At 45.8% G+C, this 17,104-nt stretch carries 16 protein-coding genes and 1 other annotated feature; of the genes, 4 read left to right on the forward strand and 12 right to left on the reverse strand.

All coding sequences use genetic code 11. The annotated features are described in order from the left end of the window. Both BLV90_RS15410 and tnpA read right to left on the reverse strand, forming a co-directional pair. On the reverse strand, positions 1 to 800 hold an 800-nt coding region (locus BLV90_RS15410), incomplete at its 3' end, for a transposase (RefSeq protein ID WP_091742965.1). Between the two features lie 4 nt (positions 801 to 804). Then, a complete protein-coding gene (gene tnpA, locus BLV90_RS15415; protein WP_091742967.1) occupies positions 805 to 1,203 on the reverse strand; it encodes an IS200/IS605 family transposase in 399 nt (132 codons plus the stop codon). 280 nt (positions 1,204 to 1,483) lie between these two features. On the opposite strand from tnpA, the gene BLV90_RS15420 reads away from it, so the two are divergent. The 3 genes from BLV90_RS15420 to BLV90_RS15430 all read left to right on the forward strand — a co-directional run bounded on the left by BLV90_RS15420 (position 1,484) and on the right by BLV90_RS15430 (position 3,935). After that, positions 1,484 to 2,116, forward strand: coding sequence for a lysoplasmalogenase (locus BLV90_RS15420; RefSeq protein WP_091742969.1), 633 nt, complete (start codon positions 1,484 to 1,486; stop codon positions 2,114 to 2,116). Positions 2,117 to 2,208: 92 nt separating this feature from the next. Then, positions 2,209 to 2,424: a hypothetical protein gene (locus BLV90_RS15425; protein ID WP_091742971.1), complete on the forward strand. Its 216-nt coding sequence runs from the start codon at positions 2,209 to 2,211 to the stop codon at positions 2,422 to 2,424. A 335-nt stretch (positions 2,425 to 2,759) separates the two neighbouring features. Next, a complete protein-coding gene (locus BLV90_RS15430) occupies positions 2,760 to 3,935 on the forward strand; it encodes a S8 family peptidase (RefSeq protein WP_425433908.1) in 1,176 nt (391 codons plus the stop codon). A 164-nt stretch (positions 3,936 to 4,099) separates the two neighbouring features. Here the strand turns inward: BLV90_RS15430 and BLV90_RS15435 are convergent, their stop codons facing one another. The 8 genes from BLV90_RS15435 to BLV90_RS15470 all read right to left on the reverse strand — a co-directional run bounded on the left by BLV90_RS15435 (position 4,100) and on the right by BLV90_RS15470 (position 15,002). Beyond that, the gene (locus tag BLV90_RS15435; protein WP_091742989.1) at positions 4,100 to 6,460 is read right to left on the reverse strand and encodes an endonuclease MutS2; all 2,361 of its coding nucleotides are present in this window, start codon (positions 6,458 to 6,460) and stop codon (positions 4,100 to 4,102) included. A 90-nt stretch (positions 6,461 to 6,550) separates the two neighbouring features. Beyond that, positions 6,551 to 7,570 (reverse strand): spore cortex-lytic enzyme, encoded by a 1,020-nt coding sequence (gene sleB, locus BLV90_RS15440; protein ID WP_342707388.1) that lies wholly within the window; start codon positions 7,568 to 7,570, stop codon positions 6,551 to 6,553. Positions 7,571 to 7,687: 117 nt separating this feature from the next. Next, entirely contained in the window at positions 7,688 to 9,409 is a 1,722-nt protein-coding gene (gene polX / locus BLV90_RS15445) for a DNA polymerase/3'-5' exonuclease PolX (protein ID WP_245726397.1), read from the reverse strand. A 71-nt stretch (positions 9,410 to 9,480) separates the two neighbouring features. Continuing rightward, the gene (locus BLV90_RS15450; RefSeq protein ID WP_091742973.1) at positions 9,481 to 10,008 is read right to left on the reverse strand and encodes a CvpA family protein; all 528 of its coding nucleotides are present in this window, start codon (positions 10,006 to 10,008) and stop codon (positions 9,481 to 9,483) included. Positions 10,009 to 10,028: 20 nt separating this feature from the next. After that, the gene (gene zapA, locus BLV90_RS15455; protein ID WP_091742975.1) at positions 10,029 to 10,280 is read right to left on the reverse strand and encodes a cell division protein ZapA; all 252 of its coding nucleotides are present in this window, start codon (positions 10,278 to 10,280) and stop codon (positions 10,029 to 10,031) included. A 93-nt stretch (positions 10,281 to 10,373) separates the two neighbouring features. Next, positions 10,374 to 12,800, reverse strand: coding sequence for a phenylalanine--tRNA ligase subunit beta (gene pheT / locus BLV90_RS15460; RefSeq protein ID WP_091742977.1), 2,427 nt, complete (start codon positions 12,798 to 12,800; stop codon positions 10,374 to 10,376). Positions 12,801 to 12,821: 21 nt separating this feature from the next. After that, positions 12,822 to 13,856: a phenylalanine--tRNA ligase subunit alpha gene (gene pheS, locus BLV90_RS15465; protein ID WP_091742979.1), complete on the reverse strand. Its 1,035-nt coding sequence runs from the start codon at positions 13,854 to 13,856 to the stop codon at positions 12,822 to 12,824. Between the two features lie 52 nt (positions 13,857 to 13,908). Next, positions 13,909 to 14,153, reverse strand: a binding site (T-box leader). Between the two features lie 57 nt (positions 14,154 to 14,210). Beyond that, positions 14,211 to 15,002, reverse strand: a complete 792-nt coding sequence (locus tag BLV90_RS15470; RefSeq protein ID WP_091742981.1) for a TrmH family RNA methyltransferase — start codon at positions 15,000 to 15,002, stop codon at positions 14,211 to 14,213. A gap of 277 nt (positions 15,003 to 15,279) precedes the next feature. Here BLV90_RS15470 and sspI point away from each other — a divergent pair, with 277 nt between their 5' ends. Then, positions 15,280 to 15,516 carry a small acid-soluble spore protein SspI gene (sspI, locus tag BLV90_RS15475; RefSeq protein ID WP_091742983.1) on the forward strand — a complete coding sequence of 79 codons (237 nt, stop codon included), beginning with the start codon at positions 15,280 to 15,282 and terminating at the stop codon, positions 15,514 to 15,516. Positions 15,517 to 15,608: 92 nt separating this feature from the next. Here sspI and BLV90_RS15480 read toward each other — a convergent pair whose 3' ends face one another. Further along, the gene (locus tag BLV90_RS15480) at positions 15,609 to 16,706 is read right to left on the reverse strand and encodes a M42 family metallopeptidase (protein WP_091742985.1); all 1,098 of its coding nucleotides are present in this window, start codon (positions 16,704 to 16,706) and stop codon (positions 15,609 to 15,611) included. A gap of 269 nt (positions 16,707 to 16,975) precedes the next feature. Beyond that, a partial coding sequence (locus BLV90_RS15485) for a zinc ribbon domain-containing protein (RefSeq protein ID WP_143035081.1) occupies positions 16,976 to 17,104 on the reverse strand: 129 nt, incomplete at its 5' end.

The raw sequence follows: 17,104 nt of genomic DNA on the forward strand, positions 1-17,104 counted from the left end.
TTCTTCTTTGACTTTGCAGTATTACGAATGTCCGTCAAATCTTCCATGCGAATCACTCCAACACCGTTGACGAGTGCATGATCAACGATTTGACGACTCATTTTATGATTCTGATCTTTCATCCAACGCGATTCTTTGTTCTTTGATTTCTTAATCGCTTGTAGTTTTTTTGATTTTCCTAGTTTGCGTCTTTTCGATGCGTACCGTCTGCGCGAATAAGCAACTTGAGCTCCTTTGAAAAAAAGTGATGTTGTTCCAACGCTAGCGACTGCGAGATAACGAAGCCCTAGGTCAATTCCCATTACTTTCTCATCTTGAGAGGATTCCACATGCCACGTGATGGGGATCGCAAGATACCATTTCTTTTTCTTTATATATAGCTTTCCTGCCCCTTGTTTTACGGTTCCATCGATGATCTTGTTGAGCCACGCGACTTGGAACGGTTTTGTTACCACTGGAACGCCGATACGTTTTTCAAGCGTGGGAAAAGAGACGGTATAGAGTTCCTTCTTTTCAATCGTTAAGTTTTGATTGTTGAAGCAACACCCTATTTTGCGAAAAGTTTTCGCACGCTGATTCTTCTTTTGAGACCTTACTTCACGAATGGTTTGATTTACAACAGCTGATGGAAATGATTGATCCGAAAATTCCTTAAAGATCGTGCTGGTTGCCTTATTAACCTCTGGGTGCAAAAGAAGCCAGTTAGCAAACGCCGTGTTCATCTCTGTCATTCGTTGATACATCTGCTGTTTCGGTTGAGTGGGTTTATGCAGTTCTAAACGCAGTGTGATCGTAGGCATGTCTTCACCCCCTTGTTTTCTGTGCTTCGACATAACGGTTAATCGTATCACTCGATACATTTCCTGCTGTGCTAACAAAGAAAGAATGTGTCCAAAGGCTTTGCAGATGCACCAAATGGTTAAATTCTTGTCTTAATCGTCTTGAAGTCACTCCTTTCACTCTTGCCATAATATCGGATGGAGAATCAGTGGGTAGACCGTTCAAAAACAAGTGACAATGATCGGGCATTACTTCCATCGCTACAATAATCCAATCATTTTCTTGGCAAATCTCTGCCACTAATTGCTTGAATCGTTCTTCTACTTTGTTCACCAGTACTTTTCTTCGGGAGCGTGGGCAAAAAACAAAATGATAATGGATAAGAGATACAGTCGTTCGAGTTCTTCTATATTCTTGTTCCATAGTCAAATTATATCAGTTCACAATCGCACAGCTACATTCAAACAAAAAATAAAGGCAAAAGATTGTTGCTCTAAGCATCCCCTTACGGGGATACCGAGCAACGCCGCCTTTCATCCCATGATTGAAACCGTGGCTTTCAGTCGGCAAACATCTTGTAAGTTAATGGGGAGCTTTCAACCAGAAAGCTCCCTTTTTTGATGTAGCCAGAATTTTTAACTGCCCACCTTCATTCATTGTTGTATAGTTAAGATAGATTTCATTAGTAATTAGGAGGCTACCTATGCATCTATCAATAACAATTGCCATCATCTTTTCTGCTATCGGTTATTTCTACTCTCTCTTTAAGGAAATAACCTGGGGGAAGTACATATTTAAGCCTGGGACGATATTTTTCATTTTACTGCTCGTTTTGCTTAATCTCGATCAGGTGGGTGTTTATGGATGGCTTCTATGCTTTGGTCTCCTTTTTTCGATGCTCGGTGACATCTTTTTAATGTTGCCTTCAGATCGATTCATACAGGGCTTGATCTCCTTTTTTATCGCCCATGTAATTTATGTCATCGCATTTCCTGGTGGAAACGGAATATTCCGTCTAGATGCCCTCTTCATCGCACTATTGTTAATTCTGTTTGCAGCAATCTATCTCCGCCTAATCGCTTCAAGCGTAAAAACAGCAGGTGGAACTTCCCTTCTCTTTGCTGTTTTAGCCTATATCACGGTGATCTCTTTGATGGTTTACAAAGCCTTTCTCAGTGGTGAGCTATTATTAATCGTTGGGGCCTCTTCCTTTTACATCTCGGACGCCATTTTGGCTTGGAATCGGTTTGTCAAGCAATATCCACGGGGGCAATTTGCTGTGATGGTTACTTATTATTTGGCCCAATTGTTGATTGCTTACAGTGTGATCTTGTAACTGATTACTCAATAAGGGGGGAATGGGTCAAGCAGAAACTACCATATATTTATTGGTGAATATAAAAAACCATACTGGGAGGAGGGTGGAACTTGCTTTCCAAACTACGGTTTGATATTCGTTGGCCTCATCTTTCACCTTATCCCCCTTTTTCTATGGGGTGGATGTACCCAGACCTTTTTCATTTGTATCCCTGGGAAGACGAGGAGGAGCCTTCTGCCAATACCGTCTCCTCCCTCTCCTCAATTCCTCAGCCAGCCACATCGGATCTCCGAATAAACATTCGCGCTCGAAACGCCTTTGATTAGTTGCAATATCCTTGGCCCTTCGGGGCTTTTTTGTTGTATGAAATTTTATAATTATATTCCCTTATTGTAACGATAAGAAGTCTGTATACATATAATTTTCAGATAATTTATGCAATATCCTTTCAATGCATAGTCGCATTTTGTATATAAATACTAACAACCTAAACTTTTCTTTTTTTACACAGAAATTTATGTTTCACCTCATCAAGTCCTCCCTTCCTCTACGTAGAACGCCTTCTCGCGGTTAAGTTTTAATAAAATAAAAAAATACTCTCCACAATGGAGGGATTCGCAAAAAAAGATTGAATATTTTAATTATCCTGAAAATGGAGGGGATGTTTGTGAAACGTAGTTTATTGTTGTTGGGGGTAGTCGCTTTCACAATCAGCATGACCTTACCAGGACAACATGTAGGTGCACAGAGTTCAGCCAAAAAAGTCACTTCCGCTAAATACGCCGCCAATGAACTGATCGTCAAATATAAGAAAGGAACCTCAGGCACTGCAAAAAAAACCCTCACTAGCTCCAACAATGCTAAAGTACTCTCTCACAACAAAGCGCTCAATTTTGAAGTAATCAAGTTGAATAAAAAAACCTCCATCAAAGATGCCATGAAACTCATCAAAAAGAACAAAAATGTAGTTTCCGTAGAACGCAACTTAATATTAAAAGCATTCTGGACACCAAATGACCCAGACTTTAGCAAACAATACGGACCTAAAATTATCAAAGCCGATAGTGCCTGGGATGTCACCAAAGGGGCAGGTGCTCGAATTGCCATCGTGGATACGGGTGTACAAGCGAATCACCCTGACCTCAAAGGCAAAGTAGTTAACGGCCATGACTTTGTCGATAATGACAGTGTCTCCCAGGATGGAAACGGTCACGGTACCCACTGCGCAGGGATTGCTGCTGCAACTGCCAACAACAACATAGGTATCGCTGGTGTAGCCCCAAGCGCTGAAATTTATGCTGTTCGCGTATTGGATAACAACGGTAGCGGTACGTTGGCTAATGTAGCGAGTGGAATTACCAGTGCTGCGGATAATAATGCTGATGTTATTAGCCTCAGCCTAGGTGCTATGTTCGGTGCCACTGAACTAAAAGATGCAATTAACTACGCTTGGAATAAAGGTTCAGTTGTCGTTGCTGCAGCTGGTAACAACAGTCTCCCTCTCCCAAGTTACCCCGCTTACTACTCCAAAGCTATTGCTGTTGCCGCTACGGATTCTAGTGACAAAAAAGCCTCCTACTCCCAGTGGGGGACCTGGGTAGACATCGCAGCTCCTGGCACGGATATCTACTCCACCTATAAGGGAAGTACTTACAAAAGCCTCTCTGGTACATCAATGGCTACTCCACATGTTGCTGGTGTAGCAGGTCTATTAGCTTCACAAGGAAAGTCGAATAGCGAAATTCGGTCCGCCATTGAAAAAAATGCAGATAAGATTTCTGGCACAGGTACGCAATGGTCCAACGGACGTGTCAACGCATACAACGCTGTCAAATAAAACAAACTACCAATAAAAAGACCCCGATAACTTACCGGGGTCTTTTCTCAATTACATCGCATGCATGTAAAACCATATCGATCCCACAATAAAAAAGATAAGGGCAACCGCACCTAATATTAGGGATAAGCGCGTTAGCATTCCCATTCTCCTTTACCATCTAGTCATCGCAGTTCGACAACTGTTACCCCTGTGCCACCTTCTCCTTGTTCGCCAAGACGATATTCTTTTACCTGTGGATGGCGATTCAAATATTTATGAACGCCTACTCGTAGAGCTCCTGTCCCTTTTCCATGAATAAGAGAAACTTTAGGGTATCCAGCCATCAATGCATCATCTAGGTATTTATCAATCTCGGGAAACGACTCTTCCACCATTTTTCCACGTAGATCCAATTCATGCTTCACATCCGTGGACTGGCGACGATAAAAGGTGCTCCCCTGTTCTTTTTCAGGTTTGGGAGAGGATTTCCACTCCATATCCTTCTCCGCTACCTTCATTTTCATCAATCCAAGGCTTACTTGAAATTCTCCGTTGCCTAGATCTTCAGTCACTTGTCCTTTTTGACCAAAGCTACGCACTAACACCTGATCCCCAACACGAATTCTTCTGGGTGCAGATGATGATTGCACACCACGATATTGAGTAGGCGATACCTCAGGCTCTGCATCGTCTAACCTTTTCTTCAACTCTGTCAATTGATGTTCCTTCAGGTCTTGGGGCCGAGCTTTTGCCCATTCTCGTAATTCCTTGATCACGTCTTCACTCTCTCGTTTTGCACGAGTAACCAAGGTACGCGCTTCAATTCGGGCCTTTTCGCGTAACTTCTCCTTCTCTGTCTCCCAAGCAGCCATCTTATCTGCATATTCTCTTTGAAGCTTCTCTGCTTCCACCCGTAATTGCGTCGCTTCTGTCCGATCTTCTTCCGCCAGACGGCGATCCTTAGTCAAGCCAGTAATCATCTCTTCGAGTCGGTTCTCATCCGCGGACAAGTGCGTACGCCCATCCTCAACGATCTCTTGGGACAAACCGAGGCGACGGGCAATATCAAAGGCATTACTTTTCCCTGGAACGCCCATTAAGAGACGATAGGTGGGACTTAGTGTTTCCACATCAAATTCCACACTAGCATTGATGACTCCATCCCTAGAATGGGCAAATACCTTTAGCTCTGTATAGTGAGTCGTCGCCATTAAACGGCAACCCTTGGCAAGGATATATTCTAAAATGGAGATAGCAAGTGCCGCGCCTTCTGTAGGATCAGTGCCTGCTCCAAGCTCATCAAGAAGAATCAGGCTTCTTTCCTCAATCTGATCCAAAATGCGGATAATGTTTGTCATATGAGCAGAGAAGGTGGATAGATTTTGTTCAATGCTCTGTTCATCTCCAATATCAGCAAAAATACCACTAAATACAGGAAGACTGCTTCCCTCCTCCGCTGGGATAGGCATTCCTGACTGTCCCATCAGAGCAAGGAGACCCACAGTTTTTAAGGAAACGGTCTTCCCACCGGTATTGGGACCTGTGACAATAATCCCTTGTCGTTCACGACCCAGTTCGATATCTAGGGGTACAGCTTGTTCAACCGGAATCATCGGGTGTCTCGCCTTCTTCAAGGTCATCACACCATTTTCAGCTACCTGGGGACATACCCCTTTTAACACCCCACCCAGTCGTCCTTTGGCAATAATGACATCTAATTCTGTCAACACACTCAAGTTAGCTAACAGTTCATCTCCTGATTCAGCCACCAACCCAGTCAATTGACGAAGAATCCGTTCAACTTCCCTTTCCTCTTCCAATTCCAACTCTCGAAGTCGATTATTTTGTTGCACAACCGTCTCTGGTTCGATAAATAGGGTTTGCCCAGATGCCGACTGATCATGAATCATGCCTCCAAAGGCAGAGCGATACTCCTGCTTAACAGGGAGTACATATCGATCATTCCGCTGTGTGACAATCGGATCCTGTAACATTTTTTGATAATGAGAGCTTTTAATCATCTGATCGAGGGTTGATCGAATCCCCCCTTGTAATCGGGTCATACTACGTCGAATTCGAGTCAGCTCCACACTTGCTTCATCGATCACCTGGCCATCTACATCAACGGCTGCATGGATCGCCTTAACTAAGGATCGTAACTCCGCTAATCCACTCACCATCCCTCGTATAATGGGAAGTGGAGTATCCTCTTCATCGATGGAGGATACGACGTTTTTCGCTTGTCGTTCACCATGAGCCGTTCCTGCTACATTTCTTAAATCCTTTGTAGTCAGTACACTCCCAAGGCGAGCACGTTTTACAGCATTTCTTATATCTTTTACACCAGCCAGGGAAGGGAAGCCCTTGAGCCGGAGGATGTCCATTCCTTCAGCGGTAGTAGTTAACATCTGTCGAACTTCCTCTGTCACATTGCTTGGCGTTAGGTTACTTATGGCTTCCTTCCCCATTTCAGATGAAGCCTGTTCCTCTAAAAGAGTCAACATATAATTGTATTCAAGGGTACGAAGCGTATGTAATTCCAAAAAGACACTCCCTTTTCCTACCGCAAATTCCTTCAACATTATACCATGTATACCTAAAAAAAACCGACCTGAAAGGTCGGTTAGGAACATTTAGCGCATGAATATATGTTTTCCGATCCTCTTGATCTGTGGTCGGCCCCAGATCCATTCCGAGGTGGCTGTTACAGGGTTAAAGTAATAGGTTGCCCCGTTGGAAGGATCCCAGCCATTAACGGCATCATACACAGCCCGTTTACAACTCGGATCCGGTGGCCTGTTAATTTGTCCATCGGCTACGGCTGTAAACGCCAGTGGTTCATAAATAATCGAGGAAGGGCTATCCGGAAATTGGTTGCTTTCCAAACGGTTGAGAATGACAGCTGCTACCGCGACTTGTCCCTCATAGGGCTCTCCTCGCGCTTCCCCAGTAACTGCTTTTGCCATTAGATCAATATCCTGTGAAGAAAAACCCTGGTTAGATGCAGGAACATTCTTCATCGGTGTCACTTGAGTCATCCCTGATGGTTTAGGAGCTTTCTTCCCTTTAGCTGTTGGGGAATACCCACGAGTGGCACGCCACAGTTTTAATTTGGTACGAGAACCTACTCGCCCATCTACTTTCATACCAAAGCGATACTGAAAATCTCGGACAGCTCGATCCGTCTGCCACTCAAAACGGCCATCCAATTTTCCATTGTAGTAACCTAGGTACTTTAAGCGACCTTGCAATTCGTAAACATAACCACCTTGGTCACCTTTACGATAGATACGATTTTCAACGCCTGGTGCCCATCCTTTGGTTGTTGCTCGCAACACTTTCTTAGTTTTGAGCCCATATACACCATCCACTTTAATCCTAAATTGATTTTGGAAAGAGCGGAGGGCTCTATGAGTTTTCCAATTAAAGCGACCATCGTTTTTCCCTTGATAAAATCCAATGTACTTGAGGCGAGCCTGTAATTCCTTCACCTCACTACCTGAAGCCCCCATACGAAGGGTGGCCTTGGCTGGCACTCTTAATGTCAGCTTCCCAGATTGGACGGGAATTGATTGAGCAGAGGAGAAGGAGGGAGCCATGAAGGTCCCAAAGATAAGGCTTGTAAAGAGGAAAAGCCAGATACGCTTCGACATACTGAGTCAACCTTTCTCTCTCGAGTTGGGGTTTATTGTATGATTAGTATCCCATCCTTTTCCACCCCTATTCACAATCTCCTACCTTATCTCCCTTCACTCCCCTCATCAGAGTGGCTACCTTTTTTTACGTAAGCGCTCCATCACCTTTTCAAGCGGCCAGGTATTAAGGACATCCTTTTTTTCAAGCCACCCTCTTCGTGCTGTTCCCACTCCATAAGGGATCATATCCAGTTCCTTTGGAGAATGAGCATCGCTATTGATAGCAATTGTGATTCCATATTCATCCTTCGCTCTCCGTAAATACTCATCCTTCAGATCCAAACGGCGGGGATTGGAGTTTAATTCGAGGATCGTCCCTGTTTCCTTGGCCCCACGGAAAACGCGATCCATGTCTACTTCGTAAGGATCACGCCGAGTTAGCAATCGCCCTGTGGGATGTGCGATCATATGGACATAGGGATTCTCCATCGCATGGAGAATCCGCTGGGTGATCCTATCTCCACTCTGTTGAAAGGAAGTGTGGACGGAAGCGATGACCCAATCCAGTTCCTTGATCACCTCATCAGGAAAATCCAATCGACCATCAGGCAGGATATCCATCTCTACGCCTGCTAATATGGTGATTCCTGATAGCTCTTCATTCACTGCATCAATCTCTTCACGTTGTCTTTTTAAATCATCCGCTGTCAATCCACCTGCTACCTTGAGAGATTGGGAATGATCCGTGATTGCGATGTATTGGTAACCGCGATTTTGTGCCGCCAACGCCATCTCTTTTACAGAAACAGCTCCATCACTCCATCTCGTGTGCATATGGAGGTCCCCACAATAGTCATTCAGGGTAATGAGTTTCGGGAGTTCTCCTTCCTTCTTTTCAAATTCCCCTCTGTCTTCTCTCATTTCTGGTGCAATATAGGGAAGTTGAAGCGTTTGATAAAGCTCTTCCTCCTTTTTAAAGGTAAGTTCCTCCCCTTTTTTCGGATCAAAGATCCCATACTCACTCACTTTCCAGCCAAAGGCTTTGGCCCGTTGCCGAATGCGAACGTTATGTTCCTTCGATCCTGTAAAGTGGTGTAATGTTGTAATAAACTGTTCTGGGAGAACAAGGCGAACATCCACTTGGATATCTACCCCAACATCCATCTGTAAGCTCACTTTCCGCTCGCCATCGTTAATAACTTGGATCACTCCAGGCATCTCTTTTAAATACTTAGCAACATCCTGCGGTTCCTCAGTAGCAACAACTAAATCAATATCTTTTACCGTTTCTTTCATCCGCCTCAAGCTACCACCATACCCTGCTTGAAAAACGCTTGGGCACTCACGCAATCGCTCCACCATGTTCTCTGCCACAAGGTGAACATCTATTAACAAAAAACGCTGAGGTCGTTCCCGATAATAACGAATGCCCTCGGCAATATTTTTTTCTTTTTTTGGACCGAAACCCGGTAACCCTTTTACTTTCCCTTCCGCTACTACTTTTTCTAAATCAGCCAATCCTGTGACTCCGAGGGATTGATACAAGGTATGGATCGATTTTGGACCTAAACCCGGGATGTTCATTAATACAGGAAGCTCCGGTGGTAACTCTTTTTTTAAATCTTCGAGATATTGCAAGCGACCCGTATCCAGGATTTCTTGAATAACCGCTGCCGTCCCCTTTCCCACACCATCTAATTCGGTAGGCCCTTTTTTTAAGTCCGTGAGAGGCATGCGGCTATTCTCGACGGCTCTAGCAGCTTTCCGATACGCATTCACTTTAAATGAATTTTCTCCGTGTAGCTCCATCATATCGGCTAGTTCCTGCACCAATCGCGCTACCTTTTTATTATCCATGATCGCTTCTCACCATCCTTTCTTTTATCTTCTCCACGTGAAAAACCCCCCTATCCAAGGGGGGAATCCACTTACGTTTTTGCAGAATCCTTTTGCCACGAGTCCTTCAAGCTTGGAGTCGCATCAAGAATCGCCTGACCAAGTGCAGATTCCTGCACCGCTTTCCTTCCATTCTCCCAGGGAGCTAGGTGAAGCAGATTAACAATCACTAACATGATCAAAAATGCTTTCAACATACCAAGGAGTGCCCCACCTACTCCATTCACTTGAGATAATATGGGTAAACGGGTCATTTGAGTTAGGAAAGAAGCGATTAATGAAATGGCAAATTTCGTTATCAGGAACAAAAGGATAAACGCCAATGTACTATAGATGATCTTGTCCAGAGGAAGTAAACCCGCAGCCCCCGTTGTCCAAGATTCAGGCAAAGGAACCATCTTACTCAGGGACGGGGCTAAATCTCCGCTAAACTTCCAAGCGATAAATATCGCAAGTAATACACCGATAAGGGAAGCAGCTTCCTTGATCAGTCCTTTGCGATAGCCCTGGATCACCCCTCCTAGTACTAACAAGATGATCACCCAATCTAAGCCGCCCATTTGATCTCCTCACTTTTTCCTTACACTTGCTCATCTTCGATGAGATGGATAATCTCTTCATATTCTTGTTTCAGTTTCACATAGGCATCGGTGATGTTGACCGCTGACAATACAGCCAGTTTCGTCGTATCTAGGCGGGGATTGCCTTCAGCGATATGGCGCATATTATCGTCTACCTGTCGGGCTACATCTCTCATATACCCGGGGCTTGCCTTACCAACAATGTGATATTTCTGTCCATAAATCTCTACACTTTGTTTGTTTTTACTCATATATGGAAGTCCCCCATTCGCCTAGATAGGACATCTTTCTCCTACTTCGTGCCAGGTTATTAAACCTCCTGCTCAGCGAAGAAGTGATTAGGCTTATTGACGCAACATCGCACCGAATCGGTCACCTAGCTGGTTAACGATCTTACTATGCAGAACGTTAACCTCTTCATCCGTCAACGTCCGCTCCTCAGCGCGATAGCTCAACGCATAGGCGACGTTCTTCTTTCCTTCCCCGATTTGCGCCCCTGTAAACACATCAAAGAGGGTAACACTCTCCAGTAACGCTCCACCCACTTCACGGATTGTCTCTTCTAAGAGAGCAACCGGAATATCCTCCTTCACCACAAGAGCTAAATCACGACTTACAGCAGGGAATTTAGGTAGTGGACGAGCCATTGGAATGATTCCATCAATCTTGGCAATCAAAGGAGCTACCAACACTTGGAACACGTAGGTCTCATCCAGGTCATGAGCTTCTGCAACCCGTGGGTGTAATTGACCCAGCAATCCAATCGGTTCCCCATCCAACAAAACCTCCGCAGTCCGCCCTGGATGCCAACCTTGATAACGAGCTCCGCGCATTGTCACATTTTCCACACCCAGACGGATGAAGAGATGCTCTAGTAACCCTTTTACAGAGAAGAAATCCGGTTTCTTTGCCTCTTGATCCCAATGTTTTGCAACGGTTTCACCAGTGATGAGCCCAGCGAGTTCCCACTTTTCTTGAGGAAGTTGTGTCAACTTCTTTTCATCACTCAGATAAATTTTACCCAGTTCAAACAGAGCAACACCGGACTCTCTCCGATGAATATTGTACTCTGCAGTTTCAATTAATTGGGGAATCAGGGATGTACGAAGTACTTTTCGCTCATCACTCATGGGCATGTTGAGACGGATCGGCCGATACTCCTTAACCAGTGGAGCCTCTAACTCGGACAACCGTGCCGGTGAAGTAAGGCTATAATTAAGAACTTCAAAGAGACCTGCAGTCCGGAGAGTACGACGAATAATCCGGCGAATTTGTTGCTCCTCTGTCAATGCTCCAGGAGATTGTTGGCCCCAAGGAAGGGTTGTAGGGATACGATGGTAGCCATATAAACGCGCCACCTCTTCGATCAAGTCCACCTCAATCGAGATATCTGGTCGGCGTGATGGAACTTGCACACGGTATACCCCATCCCCCTTTTCCATCGGGAAGCGAAGACGGCGGAAGATGTCACAAACGGCCTCTTCTGGAATCTGTACACCGAGAACTGCGATCAGCCGTTCATGGCGCAGGGTGACTGTGACATCATTGATGCCACCTAGCGACTCGGTCTTCACTTCAGATGCAGGACGTCCAGAAGCTAGTTCACCAAATAACTGCACGGCTCGGTTCAATGCAGGAACGATCCGCTCTGGATCAACGCCCTTTTCAAATCGACTGCTGGCTTCTGAACGAAGGCCCAATTTACGTCCTGTTCTCCGGACCGATGGAGGCGCAAAGTAGGCGGATTCCAGCAATATCGTAGTCGTTGCCACTGTCACTTCAGAGTCAGCTCCACCCATCACACCAGCGATACCAATCGGTCGCGTCCCATCAGTAATCAGTAAGGTTTCTTCATCGCAAGCCCGAGTTACACCATCTAAGGTAACCACTTGTTCCCCAGGATGGGCCCGGCGAACGACGATCTCTCCATCCGTCACTTGATCATAGTCAAAGGCATGAAGAGGTTGACCTGTTTCTAACATCACATAGTTGGTAACATCCACAATGTTGTTGATCGGACGAATTCCCGCAGCAAGTAGGATATTTTGCAACCATTGGGGAGAAGGAGCCAATTGAAGACCCTCAATCACGCGAGCCGCATAAAAGGGGCAATCCTCCTCTGCATCGAGTACAATATCCAGGCTCTTCTCGGCTCCTGCGGAACCTTCCTCAATCCCTTCAGGAAGGTTCACTTCTCGATCCAAAAGAGCAGCTACTTCATAAGCCACACCAATCATACTGAGACAGTCCGACCGATTGGGAGTAAGGTCCAACTCTAGCACATGATCATTTAAGCCCAGGATCTCTTTTACATCCGTCCCTACTGCTACATCCTCAGGTAAAACCAGAATTCCCTCCTGTTGTTCCTTTGATAGAAGCTTCTCAGGCAATCCCAATTCCTTCGCAGAACAGACCATCCCCTGGGAGGAAATCCCACGAAGTTTCGATTTTTTTATTTTTACGCCTCCAGGAAGCTTCGCCCCATGAATGGCAACAGGCACTTTTTGCCCTTGAGCGACATTGGCCGCACCACAAACAATTTGTAGTCGCTCCTCATCCCCGGCATCAATCGAACAGACACGTAATTTTTCTGCATCAGGATGGGGTTCCACACTAGCTACATAGCCGACAATTACTTTTTCGACCCCGCCATCTCGATTTTCAATCACATCAACCTCAATTCCGCCACGCGTCAACGCCTCAGCTAATTGAGCGGGCGTCACATCCTTGAGGTCTACGTATTGTTGTAGCCACCGATAAGAAACTAACATCTCTTTTTCTCCCTCTCTTCTTTAGACAGATTGGAATTGACGTAGGAATTTAAGATCATTGGTATAGAGATGACGGATATCATCGATGCCATACTTTAAGAGAGCAATTCGATCAGGCCCCATGCCAAAGGCAAATCCGGTATACCGCTCAGAGTCATATCCTGCACCCTCGAGTACACGAGGATGAACCATTCCCGCACCCAGGATCTCGATCCACCCAGTCTGCTTACACATCCGACATCCTTTTCCGCTACACTTGATACAGGTGATATCCATCTCCACACTCGGTTCAGTAAAAGGGAAGTAGCTCGGACGAAGACGTGTTTCCAAAGCCATCCCAAATATCTTTTCAGCAAAAGTTGCTAAAATCCCATGAAGTTCACTCATCGCAATCCCACGATCCACAACTAAACCCTCTACTTGATAAAACTGATGGGAGTGAGTAGCATCATCATCATCCCGGCGATATACCTTCCCAGGACATATGATCTTTACAGGTACTTGCCCTTCTTTTGCCTCCATCGTCCGCACTTGCACGGGCGAAGTATGGGTGCGCAGCAGAATCTCAGGTGTGATATAAAAGGAGTCCTGCATATCCCGTGCCGGGTGATCCTGTGGTAGGTTGAGGGCTTCAAAGTTATACTGATCCGTCTCTACTTCAGGCCCTTCTGCTACTTCAAATCCCATACCCGTAAAAATATCTTCGATCTGTTCAACAACTGCAGCAATAGGATGAATCCCACCTAGCGGTTGAGGGCGAGCGGCTAAGGTCACATCGATGGCTTCCGCTTCTAGACGAGCATCCAGTGCGGCTTCCCGTAGTTCTTCTTCCTTTTCTGTCAGCTTCTTCTCCAGGCCCGTGCGCACTTCGTTGGCTAATCCGCCAATCACTGGGCGATCCTCAGCGGACAAATCCTTCATCCCTCTCAGAACCGTTGTAAGCTCACCTTTTTTACCAAGGTATTTCACCTTCACGTCCCGCAATTGTTCCAGGCCTTTCGCAGCTTCAATCGCTGCCTCCGCTTCTTTTTTCAACAATTCTAGTCGTTCGCGCATCGCCTTCAGTGCCCCCCTCTAAATTCTCAGTAAAAATAAAAAAAACCCACGTCCGAGGGACGAGAGATTCGTGGTACCACCCTGGTTGGACTCATCGATAACCAAAATAGACTATACTGAGTCCCACTCCTTCATCGATAACGGTAAAAACCGGTCACCCCTACTTCAGAATATGTAGGTTCGGGGCACAGCTCCGGAGCGAACTTCCTACAAATGCTTACCTAAAGGTGCTCCCAGTCACGACACCTTCTCCCTGTTGGAGCGATTTGCAGTACTCTTCTCCATCGACGCCGATTAATATGACGGTTGTGTTCCATAGTATAGCGAAAACCTACTCACAATGCAACGGGGCCCTTAACGGGAATCCCCACTTTGACGCACGATTTCATACAATAGGATACCTGCGGTAACGGATACATTGAGTGACTCCACTATCCCAGGCATTGGAATACGCACATTGGTATCTGCTAAAGCCCCGATCGCTGAGGAAATCCCCTTGCCCTCATTACCCAAGAGCACCGCTACACGTTCAGGATATCGAAAATCAAAATGAACATCTTTCCCACGCGGACTGGTCCCTACCACAGTATAGCCAAGCTCTTTTAATTCAGGTATGGCTTTCTTTAAGTCCACTCGCCGAATTCGCGAACGGAATAATGACCCCATCGCAGAGCGAACGACCTTCGGATTATAAGGGTCCACTGTACCTGAACCTAACCATATATCTCGTACACCCGCAGCTTCCGCTGTACGTAAGATCGCACCCAGATTACCAGGATCTTGAATCGCATCAAGAAGTAACACCTTGGTATCTGCATCTGGCTGGAAAGGCCCACGTTCAAGGGCCATCCCCACCTCGGCTGCTATCCCCTGTGGAGCCTGGGTTTCCACCACTTGATTAAAGGTAGAATCCAAAAGTGAGTACACAGGCACTCCTTCGAGGGTGGGCAGACGTTTAAGAACCTCTAAGCCTTCCTCAGGGACAATTAAGGCGCGAACAGACCAACCCGCCCGCACAGCTTCCTCCAAAAGGGTTATCCCTTCGATTAATAAAGAGCCGTACTCATCTCTACCCTTCCGTGTACCTAACTTTCTCCAGTGCCTCACGCGATCATTACGAGCGGAGCTAATTCGTCGGATTTCCATAAGCGTTTCGCCTTTTCCTCCTAAATTTAAAAAAATTCATGGCCACGATCTTTTATCTCGATTGATTCACTTACTCGCTTAATCCCTATTATCTTACTCATCATCCCTGTGTTTGTAACCGCTTTTCCGTGAGAGGTTCACTGTTTTTATTATATCACAATATGATCTTGAACTCTTGACACTACAAATGTATCACTTTCCAAACATTGTCTTATGAATTAATGGGGTGAAGTCTCCTTCTCCTGGAAACAATACTGAAGGAAAGGAGGGGAACTCCATGAACTTTCCCATTCGTGGTGCGGTGTATCACAATATCAAAGACATGGATGTCAACGAATTACGCGACATGGTTGTCGATTCCATCAAAAGCGGGGATGAGAAATTACTACCAGGACTCGGCGTGCTTTTCGAGGTCATCTGGCAAAGCTGCGATCAAAGCGAGCAGGATCGACTGATGAATATATTACATGAACATATTCCTCGAGAGAAAGCACAGCCTCCCGTTGCACACTAGAAATACTCCAGGCGGATTGAATCCATCCGCCCTTTTTCATGGAAAAGCGGCACCTCATTAATCCGGGGCCGCTTTTGTAATTCCATATTATTTTACAAAAAGGTCCCATCAGCCAATTGGTCTACCATCTTCTGATCCAATCGCTCGATGACAGCCACCAATAAATCTACAAGGCGTTCTGCATCGTCCTCATGGATAATCGATGTGTGACTATGGATATAACGAGCGGGGACTCCTATGGAAACTGTTGGCACCCCTTCACCGTGAAGGTGGATACGACTTGCATCGGTAGCACCACCCGAGATCCACTCATATTGAAGAGGAATTCCCTTCCCTTCTGCTGTCTCTTGGATCAATCGAATGAGTCCCCGATGAGGAATATGCCCTGCATCATAGAGTACCAAAGTGGGACCATCCCCCATGTTACTAGATGCTTCATCCTTACTACATCCTGGTGTTGATGCAATCCCTACATCGACAGCAAAACCGATATCGGGTTTCACCACAGAAGTAGCCGTAAAGCCCCCCCGTCGACCGACTTCTTCCATGACCGTCCCTACCCCATAGACGGTGTTGGGGTGATCCTTTTCCTTTAATCGACGGAGAACCTCTACGGCCACAGCACAACCTAATCGATTATCCATTGCTTTGGCTAACCAATGTTTAGGATTATTCATCACAGTAAATGGAGAATACGGCACAACAACATCCCCGAGTTGAACCCCCCAGGATTCTGCTTCCGCTTCATCGGTTGCTCCAATATCGATAAAGAGCTCCTCGAGCGGTGTCACCTTTTTCCGCTGTTCCAAAGTCATTAGATGAGGCGGTTTAGAGCCGACTACACCCAGGATCTTTTTCTCTTTTGTAATGACCTCAACACGCTGGGCAGTAATTACTGGACTCCACCAACCTCCTAATGCTTGAAAACGAAGGTATCCATCCTTAGTAATTCGCGTCACCATAAATCCGACCTCATCTAAGTGACCAGCCACCATAATCCGAGGCCCTTCGTGCCCTAATCGCGCGATAATGCTTCCTAAACGATCCATGAGGACTTCATCAACAAAGGGACCCAACTGTCTTTCCATCACTTCGCGTGTTTCGCGTTCATTACCTGGTGGTCCAGCAACATTCGTTAGCTCCTCTAGAGACATTTGCAGGGTACTTTTCTTTGCTTTACCCTCAACCATTTATGTATCCACCCTTTCATATCCCGTAACCAATTTCAGCTCAGCGTTCCCCTTCGGTTGATACAGCGAGACCTGACTCTTGTTATCTTATCACAGGCATCCACCTATTGCTGACTCATCATGGCCAGTCCTTCCTGACTTTTTTTGAAATATAAAAACCCGGAGTCATCCGGGCTTATTCAATAGAAACTCTACGGCGTTGACACTCCCACAGCTGAAGCAGTGGGATTCTTGGGAACTCCCGTCTACTGACAGGATATACTCCAAGCTTAAACGGTCTGCCCAACCGCAAAAATCTTTAGTCCTTCTTGCAAGATGTTCTTGGATGCATTGATGTCTCGGTCATGGTGAAAGTGGCACGTAGGGCATGTCCATGAACGAAGATTCAGGTTCTTCAC

The organism is Marininema mesophilum (assembly GCF_900106775.1).
GTDB classification, from domain to species: domain Bacteria; phylum Bacillota; class Bacilli; order Thermoactinomycetales; family DSM-45169; genus Marininema; species Marininema mesophilum.

Excerpts from the sequence above, each read along its gene's own strand:
- sleB (WP_342707388.1), bottom strand. The coding sequence starts at position 7,570 with ATGTCGAAGCGTATCTGGCTTTTCCTCTTTACAAGCCTTATCTTTGGG.
- polX (WP_245726397.1), bottom strand. The coding sequence starts at position 9,409 with ATGGATAATAAAAAGGTAGCGCGATTGGTGCAGGAACTAGCCGATATG.
- pheS (WP_091742979.1), bottom strand. The coding sequence starts at position 13,856 with ATGCGCGAACGACTAGAATTGTTGAAAAAAGAAGCGGAGGCAGCGATT.
- tnpA (WP_091742967.1), bottom strand. The coding sequence starts at position 1,203 with ATGGAACAAGAATATAGAAGAACTCGAACGACTGTATCTCTTATCCAT.
- sspI (WP_091742983.1), top strand. The coding sequence starts at position 15,280 with ATGAACTTTCCCATTCGTGGTGCGGTGTATCACAATATCAAAGACATG.
- BLV90_RS15420 (WP_091742969.1), top strand. The coding sequence starts at position 1,484 with ATGCATCTATCAATAACAATTGCCATCATCTTTTCTGCTATCGGTTAT.
- BLV90_RS15450 (WP_091742973.1), bottom strand. The coding sequence starts at position 10,008 with ATGGGCGGCTTAGATTGGGTGATCATCTTGTTAGTACTAGGAGGGGTG.
- BLV90_RS15430 (WP_425433908.1), top strand. The coding sequence starts at position 2,760 with ATGTTTGTGAAACGTAGTTTATTGTTGTTGGGGGTAGTCGCTTTCACA.
- BLV90_RS15470 (WP_091742981.1), bottom strand. The coding sequence starts at position 15,002 with ATGGAAATCCGACGAATTAGCTCCGCTCGTAATGATCGCGTGAGGCAC.
- pheT (WP_091742977.1), bottom strand. The coding sequence starts at position 12,800 with ATGTTAGTTTCTTATCGGTGGCTACAACAATACGTAGACCTCAAGGAT.
- zapA (WP_091742975.1), bottom strand. The coding sequence starts at position 10,280 with ATGAGTAAAAACAAACAAAGTGTAGAGATTTATGGACAGAAATATCAC.
- BLV90_RS15480 (WP_091742985.1), bottom strand. The coding sequence starts at position 16,706 with ATGGTTGAGGGTAAAGCAAAGAAAAGTACCCTGCAAATGTCTCTAGAG.